26 protein-coding genes are annotated in these 24847 nt (G+C 66.9%); 7 read left to right on the forward strand and 19 right to left on the reverse strand.

The features are described from left to right. Nucleotides 1–9: 9 nt before the first annotated feature. The 6 genes from yajC to pdxT all read right to left on the reverse strand — a co-directional run bounded on the left by yajC (nucleotide 10) and on the right by pdxT (nucleotide 4561). Nucleotides 10–426: a preprotein translocase subunit YajC gene (yajC, locus tag ASE96_RS10445; RefSeq protein WP_056430020.1), complete on the reverse strand. Its 417-nt coding sequence runs from the start codon at nucleotides 424–426 to the stop codon at nucleotides 10–12. A 234-nt stretch (nucleotides 427–660) separates the two neighbouring features. Then, nucleotides 661–1773, reverse strand: coding sequence for a Holliday junction branch migration DNA helicase RuvB (ruvB, locus tag ASE96_RS10450; RefSeq protein WP_056429650.1), 1113 nt, complete (start codon nucleotides 1771–1773; stop codon nucleotides 661–663). Further along, complete coding sequence (gene ruvA / locus ASE96_RS10455) at nucleotides 1766–2413, reverse strand: Holliday junction branch migration protein RuvA (RefSeq protein WP_056429653.1); 648 nt, start codon at nucleotides 2411–2413, stop codon at nucleotides 1766–1768. The genes ruvB and ruvA overlap by 8 nt, the downstream gene beginning before the upstream one ends. Before the next feature lie 103 nt (nucleotides 2414–2516). After that, nucleotides 2517–3104: a crossover junction endodeoxyribonuclease RuvC gene (gene ruvC, locus ASE96_RS10460; RefSeq protein WP_056429655.1), complete on the reverse strand. Its 588-nt coding sequence runs from the start codon at nucleotides 3102–3104 to the stop codon at nucleotides 2517–2519. Beyond that, nucleotides 3101–3856: a YebC/PmpR family DNA-binding transcriptional regulator gene (locus tag ASE96_RS10465; protein WP_056429657.1), complete on the reverse strand. Its 756-nt coding sequence runs from the start codon at nucleotides 3854–3856 to the stop codon at nucleotides 3101–3103. Before ASE96_RS10465 ends, ruvC begins: the two co-directional genes overlap by 4 nt. A 3-nt stretch (nucleotides 3857–3859) precedes the next feature. Next, nucleotides 3860–4561, reverse strand: coding sequence for a pyridoxal 5'-phosphate synthase glutaminase subunit PdxT (gene pdxT, locus ASE96_RS10470; protein ID WP_056429658.1), 702 nt, complete (start codon nucleotides 4559–4561; stop codon nucleotides 3860–3862). 92 nt (nucleotides 4562–4653) lie between these two features. Here pdxT and ASE96_RS10475 point away from each other — a divergent pair, with 92 nt between their 5' ends. Both ASE96_RS10475 and ASE96_RS10480 read left to right on the forward strand, forming a co-directional pair. Continuing rightward, entirely contained in the window at nucleotides 4654–5958 is a 1305-nt protein-coding gene (locus ASE96_RS10475) for a Mur ligase family protein (protein ID WP_056429660.1), read from the forward strand. Continuing rightward, nucleotides 5955–6743, forward strand: a complete 789-nt coding sequence (locus tag ASE96_RS10480; RefSeq protein WP_056429662.1) for a type 1 glutamine amidotransferase — start codon at nucleotides 5955–5957, stop codon at nucleotides 6741–6743. The genes ASE96_RS10475 and ASE96_RS10480 overlap by 4 nt, the downstream gene beginning before the upstream one ends. A 54-nt stretch (nucleotides 6744–6797) precedes the next feature. On the opposite strand, the gene ASE96_RS10485 is transcribed toward ASE96_RS10480, so the two are convergent. Continuing rightward, nucleotides 6798–7448 carry a hypothetical protein gene (locus ASE96_RS10485; RefSeq protein ID WP_156367561.1) on the reverse strand — a complete coding sequence of 217 codons (651 nt, stop codon included), beginning with the start codon at nucleotides 7446–7448 and terminating at the stop codon, nucleotides 6798–6800. A gap of 287 nt (nucleotides 7449–7735) precedes the next feature. Here ASE96_RS10485 and ASE96_RS10490 point away from each other — a divergent pair, with 287 nt between their 5' ends. Continuing rightward, a complete protein-coding gene (locus ASE96_RS10490) occupies nucleotides 7736–8209 on the forward strand; it encodes a GNAT family N-acetyltransferase (RefSeq protein WP_056429666.1) in 474 nt (157 codons plus the stop codon). A gap of 46 nt (nucleotides 8210–8255) precedes the next feature. Here ASE96_RS10490 and ASE96_RS10495 read toward each other — a convergent pair whose 3' ends face one another. The 3 genes from ASE96_RS10495 to ASE96_RS10505 form a co-directional block, all read right to left on the reverse strand. Then, complete coding sequence (locus ASE96_RS10495) at nucleotides 8256–9092, reverse strand: alpha/beta fold hydrolase (protein WP_056429668.1); 837 nt, start codon at nucleotides 9090–9092, stop codon at nucleotides 8256–8258. 78 nt (nucleotides 9093–9170) lie between these two features. Further along, complete coding sequence (locus ASE96_RS10500) at nucleotides 9171–9674, reverse strand: AAA family ATPase (RefSeq protein WP_056429670.1); 504 nt, start codon at nucleotides 9672–9674, stop codon at nucleotides 9171–9173. Between the two features lie 3 nt (nucleotides 9675–9677). After that, on the reverse strand, nucleotides 9678–10982 hold the full coding sequence (locus tag ASE96_RS10505; protein WP_082492679.1) for a CapA family protein: 1305 nt from the start codon (nucleotides 10980–10982) through the stop codon (nucleotides 9678–9680). Between the two features lie 83 nt (nucleotides 10983–11065). Here ASE96_RS10505 and ASE96_RS10510 point away from each other — a divergent pair, with 83 nt between their 5' ends. Further along, nucleotides 11066–13078, forward strand: coding sequence for a M3 family metallopeptidase (locus tag ASE96_RS10510; RefSeq protein ID WP_056429673.1), 2013 nt, complete (start codon nucleotides 11066–11068; stop codon nucleotides 13076–13078). 77 nt (nucleotides 13079–13155) lie between these two features. Here the strand turns inward: ASE96_RS10510 and pdxS are convergent, their stop codons facing one another. From pdxS to ASE96_RS10540, 6 genes are all read right to left on the reverse strand, one after another. After that, entirely contained in the window at nucleotides 13156–14082 is a 927-nt protein-coding gene (gene pdxS, locus ASE96_RS10515) for a pyridoxal 5'-phosphate synthase lyase subunit PdxS (RefSeq protein ID WP_056429675.1), read from the reverse strand. A gap of 171 nt (nucleotides 14083–14253) precedes the next feature. Then, nucleotides 14254–14892 carry a phosphatidylinositol phosphate synthase gene (gene pgsA, locus ASE96_RS10520; protein WP_056429678.1) on the reverse strand — a complete coding sequence of 213 codons (639 nt, stop codon included), beginning with the start codon at nucleotides 14890–14892 and terminating at the stop codon, nucleotides 14254–14256. Beyond that, on the reverse strand, nucleotides 14882–15523 hold the full coding sequence (locus tag ASE96_RS10525) for an HIT family protein (RefSeq protein ID WP_056429679.1): 642 nt from the start codon (nucleotides 15521–15523) through the stop codon (nucleotides 14882–14884). The genes pgsA and ASE96_RS10525 overlap by 11 nt, the downstream gene beginning before the upstream one ends. 20 nt (nucleotides 15524–15543) lie before the next feature. Continuing rightward, nucleotides 15544–17553: a threonine--tRNA ligase gene (gene thrS / locus ASE96_RS10530; RefSeq protein ID WP_056429681.1), complete on the reverse strand. Its 2010-nt coding sequence runs from the start codon at nucleotides 17551–17553 to the stop codon at nucleotides 15544–15546. Nucleotides 17554–17659: 106 nt separating this feature from the next. Next, complete coding sequence (locus ASE96_RS10535) at nucleotides 17660–21160, reverse strand: DNA polymerase III subunit alpha (RefSeq protein ID WP_056429683.1); 3501 nt, start codon at nucleotides 21158–21160, stop codon at nucleotides 17660–17662. Then, nucleotides 21157–21489: a DUF6504 family protein gene (locus ASE96_RS10540; RefSeq protein ID WP_056429684.1), complete on the reverse strand. Its 333-nt coding sequence runs from the start codon at nucleotides 21487–21489 to the stop codon at nucleotides 21157–21159. The genes ASE96_RS10535 and ASE96_RS10540 overlap by 4 nt, the downstream gene beginning before the upstream one ends. 182 nt (nucleotides 21490–21671) lie before the next feature. On the opposite strand from ASE96_RS10540, the gene ASE96_RS10545 reads away from it, so the two are divergent. After that, complete coding sequence (locus ASE96_RS10545) at nucleotides 21672–22058, forward strand: hypothetical protein (protein WP_056429686.1); 387 nt, start codon at nucleotides 21672–21674, stop codon at nucleotides 22056–22058. Nucleotides 22059–22069: 11 nt separating this feature from the next. On the opposite strand, the gene ASE96_RS10550 is transcribed toward ASE96_RS10545, so the two are convergent. Continuing rightward, a complete protein-coding gene (locus ASE96_RS10550; protein ID WP_056429687.1) occupies nucleotides 22070–22396 on the reverse strand; it encodes a chorismate mutase in 327 nt (108 codons plus the stop codon). A 14-nt stretch (nucleotides 22397–22410) separates the two neighbouring features. Here ASE96_RS10550 and ASE96_RS10555 point away from each other — a divergent pair, with 14 nt between their 5' ends. Further along, on the forward strand, nucleotides 22411–22833 hold the full coding sequence (locus tag ASE96_RS10555) for a VOC family protein (protein ID WP_056430022.1): 423 nt from the start codon (nucleotides 22411–22413) through the stop codon (nucleotides 22831–22833). A gap of 5 nt (nucleotides 22834–22838) precedes the next feature. Here the strand turns inward: ASE96_RS10555 and ASE96_RS10560 are convergent, their stop codons facing one another. Together ASE96_RS10560 and ASE96_RS10565 are read right to left on the reverse strand one after the other, a co-directional pair. Then, on the reverse strand, nucleotides 22839–23357 hold the full coding sequence (locus tag ASE96_RS10560) for a GNAT family N-acetyltransferase (protein WP_056429689.1): 519 nt from the start codon (nucleotides 23355–23357) through the stop codon (nucleotides 22839–22841). 252 nt (nucleotides 23358–23609) lie between these two features. Continuing rightward, nucleotides 23610–24356, reverse strand: coding sequence for an SOS response-associated peptidase (locus tag ASE96_RS10565; RefSeq protein ID WP_082492680.1), 747 nt, complete (start codon nucleotides 24354–24356; stop codon nucleotides 23610–23612). 99 nt (nucleotides 24357–24455) lie between these two features. On the opposite strand from ASE96_RS10565, the gene ASE96_RS10570 reads away from it, so the two are divergent. Next, a complete protein-coding gene (locus ASE96_RS10570) occupies nucleotides 24456–24788 on the forward strand; it encodes a mycoredoxin (protein ID WP_162238823.1) in 333 nt (110 codons plus the stop codon). Nucleotides 24789–24847: the final 59 nt, after the last annotated feature.

Below are 24847 nucleotides of genomic sequence, written 5' to 3' on the forward strand. Positions count from 1 at the left end.
ACAGGCAGACTAGCTGTCTTTCTTGCCTTCGTCGTTGAGGCGGCGCAGGGTTTCTTCCGGCGTCTCGTCGCGCGGCGCATCGTTGACGGTGACAGCGTTTTCGGCGGTGCCGGACTTGTCGGCGGTCAGCGAGGATGCGTCGTTGGGGACCACCGTGGGCTCGTCAGCGGCGACGACCGGCTCGACGATCTTGGTGACGGCCTGGCGGTGCACCGTGGCGGTGTTGCCCGGGGACAGCTCAAGGAGGACCTTGTTCTCGTCGTCGTTAATCTCGACAATCCGGCCGAACAGGCCAAAACTCGTCATGACCTCGACACCCGGAGCAAACTTCGACTGGAGCTGTACCTGCTGCTGCTGGGTCTTCTTGTTGCGGCGGAACATCATGAAGACGAAGACGCCGAGCATGGCGAACAGCAGGATGGTCATGATGTCGATGCCGCCGCCGGCCTGCGGCTGGGTCTGGGCAGAAATAAGTCCGAACACAGGAATAGTTCCGTTCTGTACTTGCGTAGCTGGTTATACAGCAACGTCCGCTTCGCTTCGGGCTGGCAGGCACTCAGGCCGCGCCGACGGCGGCCGGATGCCGGCCGCGCACAGAAACAAAGACCCGAACGTGCCGAGCGTCATACCAGTCTAAAGGGAAAACGTCACGGAGCGGTGCTATTGACCATTACGGATCCATTCCGGATCCGACTCCCGGCCCAGCACGCCGTCCGCATCCAGGCCGTCTTCCCCGGGCTGGAAGAGCTCCAGCGGGTCCTGCGCGAACACTCCGGGCGGCACCGCGAAGCCGAGGTGCGTCCAGGCCGGGGCGAGTGCGATCCGGCCACGCGGCGTGCGTCCCAGCAGTCCCTCCCTGACGAGGTACGGCTCGGCGACGGTTTCCACGGTTTCGGTCTCTTCGCCGACGGCGATTGCCAAGGTGGACAGCCCAACGGGTCCGCCGCCGAATTTGGTGATGAGGGCCTCGAGGACGGCACGGTCCAGCCGGTCGAGGCCGCGCTTGTCCACCTCATACATGTCCAGCGCAGCGGAGGCTGCCCGGGCATCGATCTGCTCGATCCCGTGCACCAGTGCCCAGTCGCGGACGCGGCGCAAAAGGCGGTTGGCGATGCGGGGTGTGCCCCGGGACCGCCCCGCGATTTCGCTGAACCCGGCGGAGTTGACCTTGAGGTCCAGGAGGCCCGCGGAGCGCCGCAATACGAGTTCCAGTTCGGCGACCGAATAGAACTCCAGGTGTCCGGTGAAGCCGAACCGGTCCCGCAGCGGACCGGGCAGCAGGCCGGCACGGGTCGTGGCGCCGACCAGCGTGAACGGCGGGAGTTCCAGGGGGATGGCGGTCGCACCGGCGCCCTTCCCGACCACGATATCGACCCGGAAGTCCTCCATCGCCATGTAGAGCATTTCCTCGGCCGGCCGGGACATCCGGTGGATCTCGTCGAGGAAGAGGACCTCACCCTCGGAGAGCGAGGACAGGATGGCTGCCAGATCCCCCGCGTGCTGGATGGCGGGTCCACTGCTGATCCGCAGCGGGGCGTTCATCTCTGCGGCAATGATCATGGACAGCGTCGTTTTGCCCAGCCCGGGCGGCCCGGAGAGCAGGACGTGGTCGGCGCTCCGGCCGCGCATGCGGGAGGCCTCCAGGACGAGGGAAAGCTGCTTGCGGACCCGGTGCTGGCCCACAAAATCGTGCAGGTTTTTGGGCCGGAGCGCGGCTTCAATAACCCGTTCCTCCGGCTCCTCTCCCCCGCCGACCAGGGACGGCTCAGCCACGGGCGCCTATCCTGTTCCCGGCGCGGGCACCGTCCTGCCCCAGCCAGCGGAGGGTGGCGCGCAGGATCTCAGCCACGTTGCCCTTCTCGGCCAGCTCGGGCGAGTCCGACAGGGACTTGTCAATGCTGGACGTGGCATCTTTTTCGGACCAGCCCAGGCTGGTCATGGCCGCAACGACCTGCGGTTTCCAGACCGCTTCAGCGGATGCGGCGGGAGCAGCTGTTCCGGCAGCCGTGCCGTGCGGCACCAGCTTGCCGGCCAGTTCCAGCACAATCCGGCCGGCGACCTTGGGCCCGATGCCGGGGACCTTGGTGAAAGCCTTGCCGTCGCCCGAGTGCGCGGCGACGCGGATCGCTTCGGGCTCGTGCACGGCCAGGACCGCCAGCGCGAGGCGGGGGCCAACACCGCTGACGCTCAGCAGGACGTCGAAGACTTCGCGTTCGTCGTCGCTGCCGAACCCGAACAAGGTAAGGGAGTCCTCCCGCACGATCAGGGAGGTGAAGAGCTTCCCCTCCTCCCCGACGCGGAGGCTGCTGAGGGTCTGCGGCGTGGCGTTCACGCTCATGCCGGCGCCGTTGAGGTCGATCACGGCGCTGGACAGGCCGACGTGCGCTACGGTTCCGCGAAGAAAACTGATCAAAGCCGGGCTCCTGGGGTTACAGCTCATTTCAGCCGGGAAGACCCGGCTATCCGAACATATCTACGAATACCCTACCAAGCCGCGCGGCCGCACAGCCGGATATTCAGCGTGTGCGGCGCGCTTTGGCCTCCGCGTCGGCCCACGCCCGCTGGGCCGGAGTCAGTGAGTGGCTGCCGGGGCCGGTGGTGACTGCAGCCTTGTTGGAGGTGCCGCTGCCCGCCCGCCAGGCGTGGGTGATGGCAAGCGCCAGGGCGTCGGCGGCGTCTGCCGGCCTCGGCGGGGCATCGAGCCGGAGGATCTTGGTGACCAGTTTGGTGACGGCGTCCTTGTTGGATGTTCCGCTGCCGGTAACGGCAGCCTTGACCTCGGAAGGGGTGTGCAGCGCCACGGGGATGCCGCGACGCGCGGCGGCGGCGATCACTACGCCGGACGCCTGGGCAACGCCCATCACGGTGCTGACGTTGAGCTGCGAGAAGACGCGTTCGACGGCGAGGACGTGGGGTTCGTACCGGTCCAGCCAGTCGTCGATGGAGGTGGCGATGACCAGCAGGCGCTGGTCCAGGCTTTCCTCCGGGGACGTCCCGACGACGCCGAACGCCACCATGGTGGCGCGGCGGTTCTTCTCAACGTCCACGACGCCGATCCCGCAGCGGGTGAGGCCCGGATCGACGCCGAGGACGCGAAGTGTCACTCCGCTTCCAGTGCGGCCTGCACTTCGTCGCTGAGGTCGGCGTTGCTGTAGACGTTCTGCACGTCGTCGAGTTCCTCGAGGGCGTCAACAAGCTTCATGAACTTCTTGGCGGCGTCGAGATCCAGCGGCACTTCCATGGACGGGACAAACTCGGCCTCGTCGGTGTCGTAGTCGATACCGGCTTCCTTGAGCGCATCGCGGATGGCCTGCAGGTCGGTCGGTTCAGAGTGGATCTCGAAGGTTTCGCCGTTGTCTTTGACTTCCTCGGCCCCGGCGTCCAGGACGGCCATCAGGACGTCGTCTTCGCTCAGGCCGTTCTTCGGCAGCGAGACAACGCCCTTGCGGGAGAAGAGGTAGCTGACCGAACCAGGATCGGCGATGGTTCCGCCGTTGCGTGAGATGGCGAGACGCACTTCGGAGGCTGCCCGGTTCTTGTTGTCCGTAAGGCATTCGATGAGCAGTGCCGAGCCCTGCGGTCCGCGGCATTCGTACATGATCTCGGTGTAGTCCACCACTTCGCCGGTGAGGCCGGCGCCGCGCTTGATGGCGCGGTCGATGTTGTCAGCGGGGACCGAGGTCTTCTTGGCCTTGGTGACGGCGAGTTCCAGGCTCGGGTTGCCGGCGAGGTCCGGTCCGCCCATGCGTGCGGCGACTTCGATGTTCTTGATCAGCTTGGCGAACGACTTGGCCCGGCGGCTATCGAGGATGGCCTTTTTATGCTTGGTCGTCGCCCATTTGGAGTGGCCTGACATGCTTTACGCTTCTCCTCTGATCATTCGAATAAACAATTCGTGCACGCGCTTCTCCCCCGTCACTTCCGGGTGGAAGGAGGTGGCCAGCAGCTTGCCGGAACGCACAGCAACAATTCTAGCCGTCCCCGCCAGCGCCTCGGGGTGGGACGCCCTGGAGGGTTCCACGACGGCGAGAACCTCCACGGCGTCGCCGACGCGTTCCACCCATGGTCCGCGGATGAAGACCGCGTGGACAGGAGCCACGCCGTTTTCGGTGGCGCTGAAGTCAAGGCCCTTGAAATCGAGGTCCGTCTCGAAGGATTCCCGCTGCCGGCCGAAGGCGTTCCGGCGCACCGTGATGTCCAGCCCGCCGAACGTCTGCTGCGGGTTGCCGGCCAGGTCCTTCGCGGGGTCGGTGATGTTCTCCGCAAGGAGGATCATCCCGGCGCAGGAGCCATAGACCGGCAGTCCCTCGTGGATGCGCCGGCGCAACGGATCGCGGAGCCCGAACGCCCGCGACAGTTTGTCGATGGTGGTCGATTCGCCGCCGGGAATGATGAGGCCGTCGAGTCCGTCGAGTTCGGCCGGGCGGCGGACGCCGATGCCCGTGGCACCGGCGTCTTCCACCGCGTGCAGGTGTTCGCGGAAGTCGCCCTGGAGAGCCAGGACGCCGATCCGCAGCCCTGTTCCCACGCGGGAAGGAGGCACGGAAGTGGGGTTGGTCATCCGAACAGCATAGTGCCCGCCGCACCTCCCCCGGGCATGCCGTGCCGCTCTCCGGCGGGCTTCCATACCGCTACTGGGATATATTACAAAGCATGTTTTACTTCAGCATTCCGCTCGGCAAGTTCGTTCGCCGGGTCTCCCGGCTCAGGGGCGGAGGCTCTGCCCTTCCCGGGCTTGTGGTCGAAAAAATCGATCCCGGCTTCATGCGCAGGACGCTGTCGACGCTGCCGCACGGCGTCGCCGTCGTCAGCGGCACGAACGGCAAGACGACCACCACGAAGATGGTGGTGGAACTGCTCGAGAGCCAGGGCCTGAAGGTCTTTACCAACCGCACCGGCAGCAACTTCACCCGCGGCGTTGCCGCGGCGCTGCTTGGCGAGGTGGACTGGCGCGGACGCCTGGACGCCGACGTCGCCGTGCTGGAGCTCGACGAGGCTCACGCGGTGCACTTCGTCAACCAGGTGCCGCCGCGCTACAGCCTCCTGCTCAACGTCCTGCGGGACCAGCTGGACCGTTTCGGCGAAATCGACAAGACCGCGCAGTTGCTGCAGCACATCGCGTCGAAGACCACGGGAACGGTGGTGCTGAACCGGGAGGACCCGCGCGTCGCCCGGATCGCGGAATCGCTCACCGGTCCCGACGTCCTGTACTTCGGCCTGGATGACTCCCTGCTGAGCACCTTCCCGAACGACGACGAGCTGCGGGCCGCCCCCGGCAGCCCTGTGCCGCCGGCACCGCCCAAGCCGCACGCCGACGTCGTCCTTCGCCGGGTCGGTGCGGCGGACGCAGACTTTGAGTACGACGGCGTTACGGCCACCACCGAGATGAAGCTCCGCGGCGTCTACAACATCTTCAATGCGGCGGCCGCGCTGACCCTGGCCCGGGCCATCGCCGTCCGGGACTCTGTCCCTGGAAAAACGGTCCTCGCGGACAACGACGGGCTGATGAAGGCCCTGTCCCAGGTGGCGCCGGCATTCGGCCGCGGCGAGAGCCTCGTCGTCGACGGCCTGCCGCTGGATCTGGTCCTGGTGAAAAACCCCAGCGGCTTCCGCCTGGGGCTGAAGTCGTTCCCGGCCGCCGGTTACGCCACGATGATCGCCATCAACGACAACTACGCCGACGGGCGGGACATGTCCTGGCTCTGGGACGTCGAATTCGACACCCTCCGGACGGAAGGCGTGGACCAGTTGAGCGGCTCCCGCGCCTACGACATGGCGCTCCGCCTGCAGTACGACGACGTTGCGATCGGGGCCGTGGACACCGAGATTGCCCCCGCGCTGGCGGCTTTCATCAGAGGCGCCAGGGACAAACCGAAGCGGATCTTCTGCACCTACACAGCGATGCTGGCCATCCGCCGCGAGCTGTCCAAAATCACCACAGTAGAGGTGGTCTCATGACCCCGCAGCCCGACTCCAGCCTCTCCTTCGGGCACGAGCTTCCGCCGGAAGAGTCCACGGCGCCCGGCAAGGGAACCATCCGGGTCGTGCAGCTGTACCCGCGGGACATGAACATCTACGGCGACTGGGGCAACGCCCTGGTGCTGGCCCAGCGGCTGCGCTGGCACGGCTACACCCCTGAACTGCTTGAGTACAACGTCGGCGACGAGTTCCCGGCGGACGTCGACCTGATCGTGGGCGGCGGCGGGCAGGACAGCGGCCAGCTCGTCATCCAGGATGACCTGTTGTCCCGGGAGTCAGTGCTGAAGGGCCTGGCCGAGGACGGCACCCCCATGCTGGTGATCTGCGGCCTGTACCAGCTGTTCGGGAAGTTTTTCAAGACCCGGACGGGTTCCGTCATCCCGGGAATCGGCGTCCTGGACGTGGAAACGCATGGCACCGACCAGCGGCTGATCGGCAACGTGTCGGTGTCCTCCCCCGAGTTCGGCACCGTCCTGGGGTACGAGAACCACAGCGGCCAGACCACCCTCGGTCCGGGCGTCTCACCGTTGGGGACCACGGCCAAGGGCACCGGCAATAACAGCGACGACGGCCAGGAAGGCGCCCGCTACCGGAACGTCGTGGCGAGTTACCTGCACGGATCCCTGCTGCCCAAGAACCCGGCACTGGCAGACTTCCTCATCCGGACCGCCGTCGAACGCAAGTACGGCAGCTTCTCCCCCGGAACGCCGGACGACTCCTACGCCGTCCTCGCCCGCGAACACGCCGCCCGCCGCCCCCGCTGAGGCTGCTTAGCCAGGCGCCGGGTTAGCCACGCGCCGGGCCAGCCAACCGCCGGGTTAGCCAAGCGCCGCCAGGATCGCCCAGGCGGCGGCGAGGACGCCCGCGATGATCGCTGGCCTGTTCCAGGTCGAGCTGACAGCGCCCGCCGGGGAAGTCCGCCCCGCCCTGCGGGCGTCCTGCCACGCCGCAACGATGGCATCCCGGCCGGTCTTCGTCTCGGTTTGGCTGATGCGTTCGTTGCCCGGAAGGATGCTGTGGGGCCGGCTCTTAAGGTCACTGACGTGGTTGAATCCTGCCCCGAAGGCACCGGGCGGCGTCGGGGCTCCCCAACTGACGTAACGCCGTCCCCCGGCCCTGACCACCACGGTGTGGCGGATCTCGATGTCGTCGACGGCATCGAACGGTATCCGGTGGTCGCGCAGCCCGTTGACAATCTCGAACCCGTGCCTGTCCGTCCGGAGGAACGGCCGCCACTGCATCACGTAGACGAACCAGGCCGCGAGGACCAGCCACGGTGCCGCCGCCATGACAGCGTCCGTCCGGCCGGCCAGCAGCAGCCATGCCAGTACGACGGCGGCACCCAGCCAGAACATGACGGCAACCGGCCGCGCTGATCCCGCCCGGTGGGTTGTGCCTGTGGTCCGGACGCCTGAGCGCCCCGGCGTGTTCTTCCGGCTGTTGGTGCCGCTGTCGTCAATTGTTCGCAATGGATCCCCCGCCATCGGCTACCGGCCGCCAAGGCTGCCGCGTTTGGCCCAGCATAGCGTCGTCAGCGAGGGCCACGGTGCTGGCGACACGTGTCAGCCGGGTTGGTTCCGATATAGAGCAGCGGCCAACCGTCGTCGGACGCGAGATCGCGGGAAAGCGTCGGAGTCGCCGGAAGTTGCGGCGACCCCGCGCGGTTCCGGCGACCTCGGCGACAAGGGCATCGGAGTGTGGCGCAAACCGGTAGATTGGACTGCCGATAACAGATTTTGTGGAGGAGCGGTTCACGATGATCCGGATTGACCGTGACAGCCCGGGCCGGGGCGACGTTCAGGAGCTCCTGAGCGAGCACCTCGCGGACATGTTCGCCACGTCGCCCGCGGAAAGCGTGCACGCGCTTGATTCCGCCGCCCTCTCGGGCCCGGCCATCACCTTCTGGACCGCGCGCGAGGAGTCCGAGGTACTCGGCTGCGGGGCGCTGAAGCTGCTCGAGCCTGGCCGGGGCGAGATCAAGTCGATGCGCACCGCTGCCCACGCCCGCGGCCGCGGCATCGCCACCCTCCTACTGAGCCACATCGTGGACGAGGCCCGGCGTAGCGGTTACGCCCGCCTCTACCTTGAGACCGGAAGCCAGGAATTCTTCGTTCCGGCACGGCGGCTGTACCAGCGGCACGGGTTCAGCACCTGCCCGCCCTTTGGCGACTACGCGGAGGACCCAAACAGCATCTACATGACACTGGCCCTGGACCCGATCCGCCCGTAGGGACCGGCCCCTGCGGCCGCAAGTCTGCCGCCGGGTCGTCCGCGGCTCAGCTGCGGCTGGTGTACTCCAGCACGTCGCGGGCGATGCGTCCGCTGGAGGCTGCCCGGAGATGGCCCTTCCCCTCATACCAGATGAGGGTGCAGTCCGGGATCAGTCCGGCCGTTTCCTGCGCGACCTCGCGGGGGAAGAACTGGTCGGCGCCGCCGCAGATCATCAGCACAGGCTTCCGGATGAGCGGCAGCACGGCCCGAGAATTGAAGGACATTTCGCCCTGCACCTCGGTGAGGACGTCCTGGGCGGGGAAATCGGTTCCGCTCAGCAGCCGGTTGCTGATGAGGGGTCCGATCAGCTGCCGCAGCCATTTCACCCGCCGGCCCGGCAGCAGATACTCGGCGAAGACCGTCCCTGCGCCGTTTGTGTCCCCGCCGGCAAGGGCCTTGGCCATCCGGGAATCGACGTCCTTGCCCCAGTCGCTCAGCTCCGCCGCGGTGACCACCATGGCGATGTGGCCGAAGGATTCAGGATGCCGGGCGGCCAGATACTGGGCGACCATCCCGCCGAACGACTCCGCCACGACGACGTCGACCCGCCCGCCAAATTCCCTGGCGATCAGCCGCGCGTAGTCGTCCGCCATGTCGGCGATGGTGTGGTCCGGCGGCATTCCCCGGCGCCGGGTGACAATCCAGACGGCATATCCGGCGTGGAGAAACGGATCAAACTGCCGCCGGAACATCCTGCGCAACACCCCCTTGGGAACAGTGCTCCCGGGCCCGCCTTGGATGAAGAGGAGTGTCTTTGGGCCGTTGCCCCAGCTCAGATAGTCCATGCCGTTGGCGAAGGCCCCGTTCCGGGGTTGCCGGGCCGCCGTCGATATTTTGCCCACAAGGCCTCCTGTCCAGGCGCGACAAGAGCTGACCGTTGAAGTCCCCCGCGTCACCACCACCGTATTAGCCGCCCGGTATCACGACAAGATCCGCAGACCCTCCGACGGTTCCGGTTCCTGGAAAATCCCGGCCATGTGCCGGACGTCTGCCTCCTCAAGCCGGTGCGAGCCCGCCTCGCGCCGTCCGGCGCGGGCGGCCACCCGTTCGATCGACGTCTGCAGTGGCGTCCGGACATAGTGAACGACGACGGCGGCACCGGCGGCCTCTGCCCTGCCCGCCCAAACAGCACGCCGCTCGCGGCTCCACTGGTTCCAATCCAGCACCACGTCGGTGCCGGCGGGCAGGATCTGCAGTGCGGTGTCCCACATCAGCGACTTGCAGGCTTCAGCGAGCTCCGCGTAGTTCCCGGAAGCAAAGTGGAGGTCCGGGTACAGGCGCAGCATCCACTCGTCCAGGCTGAACCGCACGGCAGGCAGCCCGGCTTCCAGTTGCCTCGCCACGGTGGTCTTCCCGGCGCCGGGAAGACCGCACAGCAAGTGGACGGTCGGCTGCCCGGACGCCCGCCGCCGTCGTTCCTCCAAGCCCTACCGTTCCTTGGTGATGAGCAGTTCGTGGGCGCCCGCAGCCGCAGCCCCCATGGACTCGACCACGGTCTTGGTGCGCTGGCGGGTGGCTGCGTCGGCCGCGGCACCGGCACAGGGGCCCTGCGGGGCGTCGGAGGCGACGGAGCACCAGCGGTAGGGCCCGCGGACCATCACCGACGGCGCCCACGCCAGGTCGGAGGCGGTCCACTTGCCGTTGGTGCCCTGGCTGAACTGGGCGCGGACCAGCAGGCCCTCGTTGTTCACCACATAGTTCGGCGAGAGTTCGGTGATCGCGTTGCCCAGGCTGTAGACAATCCAGGTGCCCTTGTACTTCTCGATCGGCTGCACCGAGTGCGTGTGGTGGCCGTAGATCATTGTGAACTGCCCGCTGTCCGCAAGGGCATGGGCGAGGCTCTTCTGCTCGGCGTTGGGCACGCTCGAGTACTCATCGCCGGCATGCATAGCGCCGAGCACGATGTCGGCGCCCAGCTCCCGGGCCTTCTTCGCCTTTGCGATCATGACGTCGGCGTTAAGCATGTCCACCTGCCAGGCCGCCTCCGGGGCCAGTCCATTCAGACCGTACGTCGCATCGATCACGGCGATCTTCGCCGCGGCGGTCTGCACGATCATGACGTCCCGGGAGTCGGCCTCGGTCCGGTAGGAGCCGGTGTGCTGCAGCCCGGCGGCATCCAGGGCATCCAGGGTGCGGACCAGCCCTGCGGTGCCGCGGTCAACCGTGTGGTTGCTCGCGGTGGTGCAGGCCTGGTAGCCCACCTGCTGGACGGCCGTGATGATCTGCGGCGGAACGTTGAACGAGGGGTACGAGGAGAACGGCCCGGCGGGTCCGGCCACGGGGGTTTCCAGGTGGCAGATCGCGAGGTCGCTCTGCTCGGTGTATTTGCGCTGACCCTCGACCATCGGTCCGAAGTCCAGCCCCTTGGTGCCCTTGGCCAGGGCGTCAGCGCGGCCCTGTTCCCACAGTTGGTCGTGGACCAGCATGTCCCCGGAAACCAGCACCGAAGTGCAGCGGTCGGCCTCGCAGGCCGGACCCTTCCCCGGCGTCGGGGTCGGCGTCGGCGTCGGGGTGCTCGACGGCGACGACGTCGCCGCCGTCGGGTCCGCCGTCGTCGATTCCGTCCTCTGTGGTGCTGCCTGTCCGGCGGTGTTGCGGGCGGCAGCCGAGGAGTCCGACGCATTGTTTTCCGGGCCGGCGCCGGTGCCGCAGGAGGCCACGGAGGCGGCCAGGGAAAGCGCTGCCGCGGCGGCGAGGAGACGTCCGCGCCGCCGGGGGGTGTAGGTACTCATGGCGCCAATCCTACGGTGGCATCTGTCACAACACGCTCAGCAGAGCATTGAGAACCACCCCCGTTACATGAAAGAGTTATTTCATGACCAATCCCCTGTTGAGCCCCAGCCCCCTGCCGTTCGGCCTCCCGCCGTTCGCGGACATCACCGCCGAGCACTACGCCGAAGCCGTGGAGGCCGGCCTCGCCGAACACCTCGCTGAAATCCAGGCCATCGTGGACACACCGGAGCCTGCGTCCTTTGAAAACACCGCGCTGGCCATGGAGCGGTCCGGACAGCTCCTGCAGCGTGCGGCGGCGTCGTTCTTCACGCTCGTCTCCGCCGACGCCTCGGACGCCATCCGCGAACTCGAAACCACGCTGTCCCCGCAGTTCTCGGCCCACCAGGACGCCGTCTACCTCAACCGGCGGCTGTTCGAGCGGTTCGCCGCCGTCAACACGGACCAGCTCGACGCAGAGTCCTCCCGCCTGGTGGACGAGTACCTCAAGGAGTTCCGCCAGTCCGGCATCCAGCTCGACGATGCCGGCCAGGAGCGGCTCAAGGCCATCAATTCTGAACTTTCCCGGCTCGGCACGGAGTTCGGCCAGCGGGTCAAGGAAGCGATGAAGTCCGCCGCCCTGCTGCTCGACGACGCCGCCGACCTCGCCGGGCTTCCGGCCGACGATGTCGCCAGCGCCGCGGAGGCCGCCCGCACCGCCGGGCACGAGGGCAAGTACTTGCTCACCCTTATCCAGCCCAGCAACCAGCCCGCCCTCTCCGCCCTGGAGAACCGTGATGTCCGCCGCCGCCTGTACGAGGCCTCCATCGGCCGCGGCAGCGACGGCAGCGCCCTCGATGTCCTGGACCTGGTCAAAGCCACAGTCCGGCTCCGTGCCGAGAAGGCGGCGCTGCTGGGCTTCGCCAACTACGCCGAGCTCGTTGTTGACCAGCAGACCGCCCCGGACTTCGCTGCCGTGCAGACCATGATGAACCGGCTGGCACCGGCCGCCGTCCGGAACGCCGATGCCGAGGCCGACGCGCTGGCTGAAATCGCCGGCCAGCCCCTCGAAGCCTGGGACTGGGCGTACTACTCCGCCAAGGTCAAGCGCGAACGGTACGCCGTGGACGAGCAGGCCCTGCGCCCCTACTTCGAGCTGGACCGCGTCCTCAACGACGGGGTGTTCTTTGCTGCCAACGCGCTCTACGGCATCACGTTCCATGAGCGCGGCGACCTCGCCGGCTATCACCCGGACGTCCGCGTCTGGGAGGTCCGCAACCCGGACGGCACCGAGCTGGGCCTGTTCCTGGGCGACTATTACACCCGCGAATCCAAGCGGGGCGGCGCCTGGATGAACTCCCTGGTGGAACAGTCCGGGCTGCTCAACACCCGGCCCGTGGTGATCAACAACCTCAATATCTCCAAGCCGCCGGCCGGCGAACCCACGCTCCTGACCCTCGACGAGCTCCGCACCACGTTCCACGAGTTCGGCCACGCCCTGCACGGCCTGTTCTCCGCCGTGACGTACCCGCGGTTCTCCGGCACCGCAGTGCCTCGGGACTTCGTGGAGTACCCCTCGCAGGTGAATGAAATGTGGATCATGTGGCCGGAAGTCCTCGCCAACTACGCACGCCACCACGCCACCGGCGAGGCGCTGCCGCAGGAGGTTGTGGACAAGCTCGACGCCGCGCAGCTGTGGGGCGAGGGGTTTGGCACCACCGAATACCTGGGCGCGGCGCTGCTGGACCTCGCCTGGCATGTGCTGGACGGCACCGAAGTACCCGATGATGCCCTCGAATTCGAGGCGAAGGCACTCGCTGCGGCCGGTGTGGCGCACCACCTGATCCCGCCGCGCTACCGCACGGGATATTTCCAGCACATCTTTGCCGGCGCCGGTTACGCCGCGGGCTATTACTCCTACATCTGGAGCGAGGTGCTGGACGCTGAAACGGTCGAGTGGTTCAAGGACAACGGCGGCCTCACCCGGGCCAACGGCGACTTCTTCCGCGCCGAACTCCTCTCCCGGGGGAACAGCCGCGATCCACTGGACTCCTTCCGCGCCTTCCGCGGGCGCGACGCCGAACTCGAACCGCTGCTCAAGCGCCGCGGCCTCGACTGACCCCTCAAACCGGAACGACGCCGGCCGGCCACCCAAGAAGGTGACCGGCCGGCGTCGTCGTTAGTGTTCTGGTTTTGCTACCAGCCGCGCTCGGCGAGGCGGTGCGGCTGCGGGATCTCGTCCACGTTGATGCCGACCATGGCCTCGCCCAGGCCGCGGGAGGCCTTGGCGATCTCTTCCGGGTCGTCGAAGAAGGTGGTGGCCTTCACGACGGCTGCGGCGCGCTGGGCCGGGTTGCCGGACTTGAAGATGCCGGAGCCGACGAAGACGCCGTCGGCGCCAAGCTGCATCATCATGGCGGCGTCGGCCGGGGTGGCGATGCCGCCGGCGGTGAAGAGCACCACCGGGAGCTTGCCGGTGTTGGCAACTTCCTTGACCAGTTCGTACGGCGCCTGCAGTTCCTTGGCGGCGACGTAGAGCTCGTCCTCGGGCAGGGCGGCGAGCTTCTTGATCTCGGCGCGGATCTGGCGCATGTGGGTGGTGGCGTTGGAGACGTCGCCGGTGCCGGCCTCGCCCTTGGAGCGGATCATGGCAGCGCCTTCGTTGATCCGGCGCAGGGCCTCACCGAGGTTGGTGGCCCCGCAGACGAAGGGAACCGTGAAGTTCCACTTGTCGATGTGGTTGGCGTAGTCAGCCGGGGTCAGGACCTCGGACTCGTCGATGTAGTCGACGCCGAGGGTCTGGATGACCTGGGCTTCGACGAAGTGGCCGATCCGGACCTTCGCCATGACCGGGATGGACACTGCGCCGATGATCGCTTCGATCATGTCCGGATCGGACATGCGGGACACGCCGCCCTGGGCGCGGATATCGGCGGGAACGCGTTCCAGCGCCATGACTGCGACGGCTCCGGCATCCTCAGCGATGCGGGCCTGCTCGACGTTGACGACGTCCATGATGACGCCGCCCTTGAGCATCTCCGCCATGCCGCGCTTGACGCGGTTGCTGCCCGTAACGCTCTTCGCGGACGCGCCGGCTTCGCTGCTTACATCAGGTGTAGACACAAAAACCCCTATGGGTAGATAGATGACCTCGCCGGAGCGCGGACGGCACACAAATGCCGCTTCGCACACACCGGATTACCGGATCCATTGGCCGGTAATGCTAATACTAGTCCCCTGCGCGAGCGGGTTGAATTCCGGTTACACCCCGCGGGACGCGCCGGACGCGGGTGCTCAGGCGGCCTGTCCGGTCTCCGTGCCTTCGGTCTCCTCGAGTGACTGCCTGCGCACCGTGATAATCCGCTGAATGACCGTCACCAGGCTCGCCGCGGCCAGCAGGCAAAGCGTCACGAACAGGACAACGGTGGGCAGCCCCAGTCCGGTCAAGCCGGTGACCACGAGGACGGACACCAGCCGCTCGGCGCGTTCTGCGATGCCCACGTTGGCCTGGAAGCCCAGCGCCTCGGCCTTGGCGCGGGCGTAGGACACCACCATGCCCAGGACCAGGCAGACGACCGCGGCAATCGCGATCGCGGCGTCGTCGCCCCCGGTGAAGAACCAGACCGCGACGCCGGCGAACAGCGCCCCGTCGGCCACCCGGTCCAGGGTGGAATCCAGGAAGTTGCCCCAGCGTCCGCCGCTCTTTTGCATCCGGGCCATGATCCCGTCGATAACGTCGGAAAAGATGAACGCGGTAATGAAGATGGTGCCCCACCAGAGCTGGCCGAGCGGATAGAACACCAGTGCACCCACCACCACGCCGAGAGTTCCGACGATGGTTACCGCGTCCGGGGACACACCGATCCGCAGCAGCCAGCGGGCAAGCGGGGAGAACAGCGCGGTGAAGAAACCGCGCGCATGCCTATTGAGCATCCGTCGCCCCGCCGCTCGCCGGACCCGCGCCGTTCGCCGGACCCGCGCCGTTCGCCTGCGGCCAGGCTTCCGCGACCTGCTGGCGGACCTCGTCCAGGGTCTGCGTGATGGCCTTGGTCTGGGCGATGATCGGGAAGAAGTTCCCGTCCCCGCCCCAGCGCGGCACCACATGTTGGTGCAGGTGCCCTGCTATCCCCGCGCCGCCGGTGACGCCCTGGTTCATGCCCAGGTTGAAACCGGTGGGGTTGGCGACCTTGCGCAGAACGCGCATGGCCGTCTGGGTCAGCTCGGCGAATTCAGCCGTTTCCTCCACGGTCAGGTCCGTGTAGTCGGGAATGTGCCGGTAAGGGCACACCAGCAGGTGGCCCGGGTTGTACGGGAAGAGGTTGAGCACGACGTAGCTGGTCCGTCCGCGGTAGACGATCAGTGAATCGTCATCCTCGCGTTCCGGCGCCACGCAGAAGGGGCAGTCGTCCACGTTCTTGAACTGGTGCTGCCCGCCCTTGATGTACGCCATCCGGTGCGGAGTCCACAGGCGCTGGAACGCGTCCGGCACTCCGGCCAGGCCAAAGTCGTCGGTCACGCCGTCGTCCCCCGGATGCTCCGGAGCGGCCCCTGTGGTGTCCTGCATGCCTAGTTCTTCCCTGTCCGCTAGCTGGTCCGGTTGCGGACGGCGTCGACGATCCGCTGCACGGCCTCGGCCACCGGCACGCCGTTGTCCTGGCTGCCGTCACGGAAGCGGAAGGACACCGCGCCGGCGTCGGCGTCGTCTCCACCGGCGATCAGCACGAACGGGATCTTGTCTTTGCTGGCCGTGCGGATCTTCTTCGGGAAACGGTCCGAGGAAATGTCCACCTCGGCCCGGATGCCCGCGGCCTTGAGCTGGCCGACGACGTCGAACATGTAGTCGTTGAACGCCTCGGCCACGGGGATGCCGACCACCTGCACGGGAGCCAGCCACGCCGGGAAGGCACCGGCGTAGTGCTCCGTGAGCACGCCCATGAACCGTTCCACGGAACCGAAGAGGGCGCGGTGGATCATAACCGGGCGCTGGCGGGTGCCGTCCGCGGCCTGGAACTCGAGTTCGAAGCGCTCGGGCAGGTTGAAGTCCAGCTGGATGGTGGACATCTGCCAGGTGCGGCCGAGGGCGTCCTTTGCCTGGACGGAGATCTTGGGGCCGTAGAACGCGGCTCCGCCCGGATCCGGGATGAGCTCCAGGCCGGAGGCCTCGGCCACTTCGGCGAGGGTGCGGGTGGCCTCGTCCCAAGCGGCGTCGTCGCCGACAAACTTGTCTGGGTTCTTGGTGGAGAGTTCCAGGTAGAAGTCGTCCAGGCCGTAGTCCTTGAGCAGGCCCAGCACGAAGTTCAGCGTGCCGGTGAGCTCGTCCTTCATCTGCTCGCGGGTGCAGTAGATGTGGGCGTCGTCCTGGGTCATGCCGCGCACCCGGGTGAGGCCGTGCACCACGCCGGACTTCTCGTAGCGGTAGACGGAGCCGAATTCGAACAATCGCAGCGGCAGTTCGCGGTAGGACCGGCCGCGGGAGCGGAAGATGAGGTTGTGCATGGGGCAGTTCATCGGCTTCAGGTAGTAATCCTGGCCGGGCTTGCGGACGGTGCCGTCGTCGTTCAGTTCCGCGTCGATGTGCATCGCCGGGAACATGCCCTCCTTGTACCAGTCGAGGTGACCGGAGACCTCGTAGAGGTGGCCCTTGGTGATGTGCGGCGTGTAGACGAACTCGTAGCCGGCATCCACGTGGCGCTGGCGGGAGTAGTCCTCCATGGCCTTGCGGATGATGCCGCCCTTGGGGTGGAACACCGGCAGGCCGGAGCCCAGCTCATCCGGGAAGGAGAACAGGTCCAGTTCCGCGCCGAGTTTGCGGTGGTCGCGGCGTTCGGCCTCTGCGATGCGCTCCTGGTAGGCCTTGAGGGCGTCCTTGGTGGGCCAGGCGGTGCCGTAGATGCGCTGCAGCTGCTGGTTGTTCTGGTTGCCCAGCCAGTAGGCGGCCGAGGACCGGGTCAGGGCGAAGGCGTTGGAGATCAGCTTCGTGTTGGGCAGGTGCGGGCCACGGCAGAGGTCGCACCAGATGCTGTCCCCGCTCTTGCGGTCCACGTTGTCGTAGATGGTGATGTCGCCGGCGCCGACCTCGACATTGACGCCTTCGCCGGCGTCGGCAGCCTCGTTCTTTTTGCCGAGCAGTTCGAGCTTGTACGGCTCGTCCTTCATGGCCTCGCGGGCCTCGTCCTCGGTGACCACGCGGCGGACGAACTTCTGGTTCTGGTTGATGATCTTCTGCATCATCTTTTCCAGGGTCTTCAGGTCTTCCGGGGTGAACGGCTCCGCGACGTCGAAGTCGAAGTAGAAGCCGTCGGTGATGTACGGGCCGATGCCAAGCTTGGCGTCCGGACGCAGCTGCTGCACGGCCTGGGCCATCACGTGGGCCGTGGAGTGGCGGAGGACGTTGAGGCCGTCCGGGGAATCGATGGTGACGGCCTCGACCGTGGCGTCCTCCGGCAGCGGATGGTCCAGGTCCCTCAGCTCGCCGTTGATGCGGGCCACAACGACGTCGCGGCGCTCAAAAAAGAGTTCCGCGCCGGTGGTCCCGGTAGTCACCTTGGTCTCTTCGCCATCGACGAGAAGGGTGATCTGCTGGGCATCTGACACGGGTGTCTCCTATTCAAAGTTAAGGCTTCGTAGCTTGTGGCGTACGGGGACCACAGCCAGCCTCGTCCATGCTATCTGTTTCTGAAGAGGCCAACCAACGCCCCGCTCAGCCTCCCAGCCCGGTGATGGCGAGGTTACGGCTGATGCCGTCAAGGGGTCCCGGCGGCTGGAGTTCCGGGTAATCCGGGATGCCGGAGGCCGGGACCGGGAACGGCAGGGTCTCGGTGCGGCTCAGGTCCCAGGCCATGCTGGCGCTGATGCTGATCCCCCGCGGCCCGGTCCGCCGGGTGGTCCCCCGGATCAGCAGCAGCCGGGTGCCGAACAGCAGCGGCCCGGCCAGCTCCTGCGCTTCATGGAAGAAGACGGAGTCCACGCAGCCCGTGCCGTCGTCGATGCTGATGAACACCACGCGGCGGCCTCCCCGCATGGGCGGGGTCTGGGTGGCGACGCGGACCCCGGCCACCAGCACCTCAGTGCCGTTGCGCAACGCCAGCAGCTTGTCCGCGGTGGTGACGCCAAGACGGTCCAGCAGCGGCCGGTGGCTGGCCATCAGGTGGTCGCTGACGTCCACGGCCATGAGGTCCAGCTCGGCCCGGACGGTATCCACCAGAGTGGGTGCGGGCAGCACAGCCTTGAGGTTCTTCAGTTCGACGTCGCCCAGCGGCAGCGACAGCTGCCCGTCGATCACGTCGATACCTTTCCGGTGCGGCCGGCTCTGCAGGGTCTGCAGGTGATGGACCAGGTCCGCGCGGTTGGCGGCCCCGCCGGAGGCCCGGTGCAGGGAGTCAAATGCCCCCAGCTGGGCCAGCCGCTGGATGCTGGGTTTGCTCAGCCGGGACCTGGCCCGCAGGTCCGCGAGCGAGTCGTAGGGCTGTCCTGCCACGATCCTTTTCAGCTCGGTTCCCGAGAGCCCGTAGATGCCGTTCAGGCTCAGCCGGATGCCCAGCTTGCCACGGTCCGGGCCGGCGGCCACGCGTTCCACCCGGTACTCGGCCTGGCTCCGGTTGATGTCCAGGGGCAGGATGGGGATTCCCAGCCGCCGCGCCTCGGCGACGAGGAGCCGCTTGGGATACATGCCCGGATCGTGTTCCCACAGCCCGGCGAGGAAGGCCTCCGGGTGGTGGGTCTTGAGCCAGGCCGACTGGTAGGTGGGCACTGCAAAGGCGGCGCCGTGGGCTTTGCAGAACCCGAAGCTGCCGAAGGCCTTGAGTGTCCCCCAGACCTTGTCCACCACTTCGGGGCTGTACCCCCGGGCACGTGCCTCCTTCCGGAAAAACTCCTCCACCCGGCCTTCCAGCCCGTCGTTGCCGAGAGCGCGGCGGAATTCGTCCGCCCGCGCCAGCCCGCAGCCGGTCATGACGTCGAAGGTCTTCAGGATCTGTTCATGGAACACAGTAACGCCGTGCGTCTCCTTGAGGACGGGTTTGAGGTCCGGGTGCGGATAGACCTCGGGGGCGAAGCCGTGGCGGTGCTCCAGGAAGGGCCGGACCATGTCCGATTTCATCGGGCCCGGGCGGAACAGGGAGATGTCAATGATGAGGTCGTTGAACTCCCGGGGCGCGAGTTTGCCGATGAGCTCCCGCTGCCCGGGGGATTCGATCTGGAAGCAGCCCAGGGTGTGGGTGCTGCGGATCAGCTCATAGGTGGGTTCGTCGTCGAGCGGGACGGCGTTGAGGTCGATGCTGCCGTCCTCGGCGATGTAGTCCGGGCCTGTCCCGTCCGGCCCTGCCGGGTGGGCGCCTGCGGCCACCACCTCGGCTTTGGAAGGATGCAGGCGGATGACCTCCCGGACGGCGAAGGCCATGGCGCTTTGCATCCGGACGCCCAGGACATCGAGTTTCAGCATGCCCATGGGGTCCATGTCGTGTTTGTCGAACTGGCTCATGGGCAGGCCCAGTCCGCTGGGCTGCACGGGCGTACGGTCCAGAAGGGTGGCGTCCCCCAGGATGACCCCGCAGGGGTGCATGGAGATATGGCGCGGCAGCCGGTCCAGCCGTTCGGTGAGGTCCACCAACAGGTCCAGCTGCTGGTTCCCGCTGAAGTCGCGCTGCCCCACCCGGCCGGCGAATTCCTTCAGCTCGGGTTTCTCCTCGAGGGCTTCGCGGAAGTTCCGGGCCGAGAACCGCCACAGCTGTTTGGCGATGTCACCGATCTCCCCTTCCTCCATGCCCAGGGCGAGGCCGGCGTCGCGCACGGCACCGCGAGCGCGGTAGCCGTTCTGCATGCTCATCAGCGTGACGCGCTCGGAGCCGAAGCGCTCAAAAATCTTCCGGTACACGTTGTGCCGTTCGGCGCTTTCGACGTCGATGTCGATGTCCGGCAGGGTGGCGCGGTCCCGGGAGAGGAAGCGCTCGAAGATGAGGTCGTGCTGCAGCGGGTTCACCTGGCTGACGTCGATCAGGTAGTTGACCAGGCTGGATGCCCCCGAACCGCGGGCCGCCGCCCGGACTCCCATGGCCTGGATCATCCGGGAAACCTCGGCCACGGTCAGGAAGTACGCGGCGAAGCCCAGGCTGTCGATAATCCTCAGTTCGTGTTCCAGCCGCGAGCGCAGTTCCTCGGCGGGTTTGCCCGTGATCCCCGGGAACCGCCTGCCGATGCCGGCCTCGCAGCGCTGTGTGAGCTCCGCGAGCGCGTCCCCGGCGATGCCAATCACCGAGGCTTCCGGCACCACGGGCTGCTTCCATCCCATGTCCGTCACCGGGTCCATCCGGCAGCGGTCCGCGAGCGCCTCGGTCTGTGCCAACAGGTTTTTCAGGTCAGCGGCGCCGTACCCGGCGGCGTGCATGATCTCCTTGCCGAGCTGGAGCATCTGCGCCGCGGATTTGAGCCAGGCCTGCCCGTTGGGCTGCAGCAGCGGGGCAGCGGAGAGTTCGGGCAGCGACTTCAGGGTGCGGGCGGAATCCAGCACATCCGCGGTGGCCGCTCCGTCCTCAGCCACATACCGTACGGCGTTGCTCAGCACGGCGGGAACACTGTGCTCGGCGGCAAGCTTGAGCATCCGCACCGCATGGGCGGTGCTGAGCGGCTCCCCGGGCGGGCTGAGCTGGCTGACCACCTCGGCGGCGACGGTTCCTGGCGGCATGGCGTCGAGCCAGCGTTTAAACAGGGTGCGGGGGCGCAGGTAGCGCCGCCCTCCCATGGCACGTCCGACGTCGGAGCCGGGTCCGATCAGCACGGTCAACACCGGCTTGAGTGTTTCCGGGTGCAGGGTGCGGGAGGCCAGCTCGGCCCGGGTGACGGCGACGGGCACCGCTCCCCCGGCCTTGCCCGTGGTGCGGGCATGCGCATCGGAGATCAGCCGGCACAGCGCACGGTAGCCGGCGCCGCTGTTGTGCCCGTGGGCCAGCACGACGACGCGTCCGCCCACCTGGGTGCGGAGGTCGCCGTCGTCGTCAAAGACCGCCAGGTCCACTCCGACGACCGGGTCCAGCCCGGCCGCCATGCAGGCCTTCAGGTGCTTGACCGTCCCGTAGAGGCCGTCGCGGTCCGTGCAGGCGAGCGCCGTCGCCCCGTCCGCGGCCGCAGCGGCGGCCAGTTCCTCCGGCCAGGAGACCCCGTAGTGGGCGCTGAAGGCCGTGGAGACATGGAGATGGGTGAAGCTCATGCCGATTCGGGCTTCCGGGACGGCAGCAGGGCGTCATGGATCCGCAGCAGGCGCCAGCGTCCGCTGCCCACGTGCCGGGTCAGGTCAAGGGTGAGGCTTTCCTGGTCGGGGGAATCTGCCCGGCGCACCTGGACCCGCCAGATTTCGTGGTCCACGAGGCCGGGGCCGCTCCCCAGCGGCGCCCGCCGCTCTTCCGCCCACCATTGGCGCCGCTCATACCAGCGGACTGGTTCGGCGCAGACGGTGTAGTGGCGGCCCGCCCAATTAAGCTCCAGGGGCTGGCCGGAGGGCGCGCACACGACGTCCACCGACTCGCTGAACATGCCCATCGCGCCTCCCGGACCACACCATGTGTAAGAACCATCTGTCAGAACAATCTGGCAGAACAATCTGGCAATAGCAGCCAGCATCCATTCGAACATGTATTCGAATAGTTCCAGTCTACGACGGTGCCGGGGCAAAACCTAGATCAGGGGTGGACGGACGCAGGCACAGGTAGCAGGATTGATCCATGAGCTCCCATAACGCACTTCTGAAGAACGTAAGCATCGCCGCTGAGGACACATCCTTGGTGGCGAAGTTCGATATAGACGGAAACATCCCCGGCCAGGGCGCCTACGTGGTGGGACTCGTTGCAGCAACCCCGGATCATTCCCACCAACGACGAATGGGAATCGAGTTCATGAACGGGGAGGCCGTGTCCTTCTACTGCTTCAGCCATGACGGCACGGAGGAGAACTTCGACCTCAAAGGTGTGGAGCACTCCGGCAGCACCATTACCGGCTACTTTCCCATCAGCACCATCATGGGCCTGACCAAAGGGCACCTCATGACGGCCTTCAGCGACTGTGACGGCCGCGAGTACCAGGCGAACGTCCCGGTGGAGGAAGCCCTCTAAGCCGCCGCGCCCTAGGAGCTGGCTTTGTAGACTTCCAGCTCAAGCGTGATGAAAGCGTCGATCATGGCCCGGTAGGTCTTCTCAACGAGTTCGACGTCGATGTCCTTCTGTTCCGCTGTGGCGCGGACGTGTTCGATGACCCGCTCCACACGCCCGGGGGCGCGCACCTCGGCGCTATCGGCCTTGAGGGTTCCGGCGATCCGGATCAGGCGCTCGCGGCGGCCGATCAGCGACACGATCTGCTCATCCACCTCGTCCACGGCCACCCGCACAGCGGCGAGCTGCTCCCGGTCGGCCTTGGCAGCTTTTTCATCTTGGTGATTTGTGGACATGTGCATGACAGTATCGAATGATGCAGCCACGAGTCGATTTAATTTCACTGGGTGTCCGCAGTGTTGACGCCTCCCGCAGCTTCTATGTAGATGGCCTGGGCTGGCCCGTCCACCGGGAAGTCCGGGGCGAGGTCCTGTTCATCCAGGCCAATCACGGCCTGCTCCTCTCGCTCTGGGACGCCGGGCAGATGCAGGCCGAAGCCGCCACCGATCCCCCGGCCGGCATTCCCACCATCACACTGAGCCACAACCTGGGCAGCACGGCGGAGGTCGACTGGGTGATGGCGGAGGCCGAAGCGGCCGGCGCTGCCATCATCGCCGAACCGAAGACCCAGCCCTGGGGCGGCTACACCGGCTATTTTGCCGACCCCGACGGCTACCGCTGGGAGGTTGCCTTCAACCCCAACTGGACGGTCGACGGCGGCGGGAAAGTGACGCTCTGACGTTCCTAACCAAGGGACACAGACAACCTGCGCTCCAACAACGGCGGGTCAAAGCGAGCATCCTCTTTGGTCGTGCCGTCCTGGCACCAGCCATGCCTTTCGTAGAAGCGGATGGCGAGGCTGTTGCCGTCCGCGACCCAGAGATACGCGCGGCGGTACCCCATGGAGCGAAGCCCCTCCACGGACGCCAGGAACAGAACAGACCCCAAGCCCCGGGACCAATAGTCCGGATGCAGATTCAATGCGTGAAGTTCCCCGGTGCCCTCGGGAACGTCATCACGCGGCATCCCGAATCCGGACCAGCCCACTGCGATGCCGCTGGCGGTCAGCGTAAGACGACGGACGTCGTGATTGGGAGCCCCGAGAATCCTGGTCCAACCCTGCGTCAGCCGTTCGACGTCCATGCCGGCAAGGTAGCCGGCGTCAAGAATGCCCGCGTAGGCCGCACGCCAGGCCAGAACCTGGGAGGAGGCAAAGTCCGTGGCGTCGCCGGGGACGGCCTCACGGATCAAAACGCTAGTCATCAAGTCAGGATTCCACTTCCCGGTTGGTTCCGGCCGGATCCAACACCGCAACTAGGCTGACTGCAACGCTGGGCCAAGGGCATAAAGGCCCTGTTGAGGGGTTCGTCGACGACGCTAATGTGACTTGGAGTACACGGCGGCACGCTATTCGAGCCGGTGTGCGGAGAGCTGTAAAGCACGGATTCGCTCTGCAGCTCTCTACAGTTTTGCCCTTAGCACCCCAGCCCCACCAGCTACCGCCACACCGGCCGGCTAGAACAAGCTCCCCACCGGCTCGATCAGTTCTGGGGAGTCATTCTTGACGTTCCCGACGGCGGTGCCGACGGCGTCGATCGTCCAGCCCTCCGCGACGTCGTGCGCGCCGGCCCGGACCAGGTCCACCAGTCCGGCGGCATCGTCGGCCTGCGGATCCAGCCACGCCTGCATCGTCTCCCGGTCCATCGGCAGCGGCACCCGGTCGTGCAGGGCCGTGAGTTCGGCCAGCATTCCGCCGGCGTAGCCCTCCGGCGGCGAGTCGGTGGTCATGATCGACGTCGACAGCAGCCAGCGCCCCGGGTCATCCTCCGCCCGGGACGGGTCCTTCCACCATTCGTAGAGCCCCGCGAACACAATCGGGCGCCCGTCCCGCGGGTGCACGTAATAGGGCTGCTTGCCGCGCCCCTCGCCCTTCCATTCGTAGTAGCCGTCGGCGGGGACGGCGCAGCGGCGGGCGCGGGTGGCCTTCCGGAAGGCCGGCTTTTCCAGCACACTCTCGCTGCGGGCGTTGATCATCTTCGAGCCGATCCCCGGGTCCTTGGCCCAGGACGGCACCAGCCCCCAGCGGGCGATGTGCAGCTGCCGGACCGGTTGACCCTCCACCAGCCGTTCCAGCAGGATCGGCACGTCCGCCGTCGGGGCCACATTCCACGACGGCGGGATCGCAATCTCCTCCTCAAGCCCGGCGTCGAACTCGGCCAGCAGGTCTCCGACGGCCCGGGCCATCACGTAGCGTCCACACATGGCACCAGCATGCCACCGCGTCCAAGCCCTGTCATCCGCAGCGGCTAGCGCATTCTGCGGGAATACCGGTCCCCGGGTTACGGTTATTGGGAGTGACGTATTAATTGTGCCGGCGGCGTTTGTCGGCAACGGCGCTGCCACCGCGCGCCGTCAACCAGCTTTGAGGAGAACTTCGTGGACTTCACCCCCGAATCCGGCACCATCACCATGTTTTCGACCACCTGGTGCGGCTACTGCAACCGCCTGAAGAAGCAGCTGGACGCCCAGGGCATCGGGTACACCGAGATCAACATCGAAGAAGTTGACGGCACCGCAGATCTCGTGGAGAAGCTCAACGGCGGCAACCGCACCGTCCCCACCGTGCTGTTCCCGGACGGCACGGCGGCCACCAACCCCTCTGCGGCAGAGGTCAAGAGCCGCCTCGCGGCCTAAGGCCGTTTTGTGAACCGATAACGACGACGGCGCGGCCTCCCAAGGGGGCCGCGCCGCTT

Source organism: Arthrobacter sp. Leaf69, from assembly GCF_001422645.1.
Classification (GTDB): Bacteria; Actinomycetota; Actinomycetes; order Actinomycetales; family Micrococcaceae; genus Arthrobacter.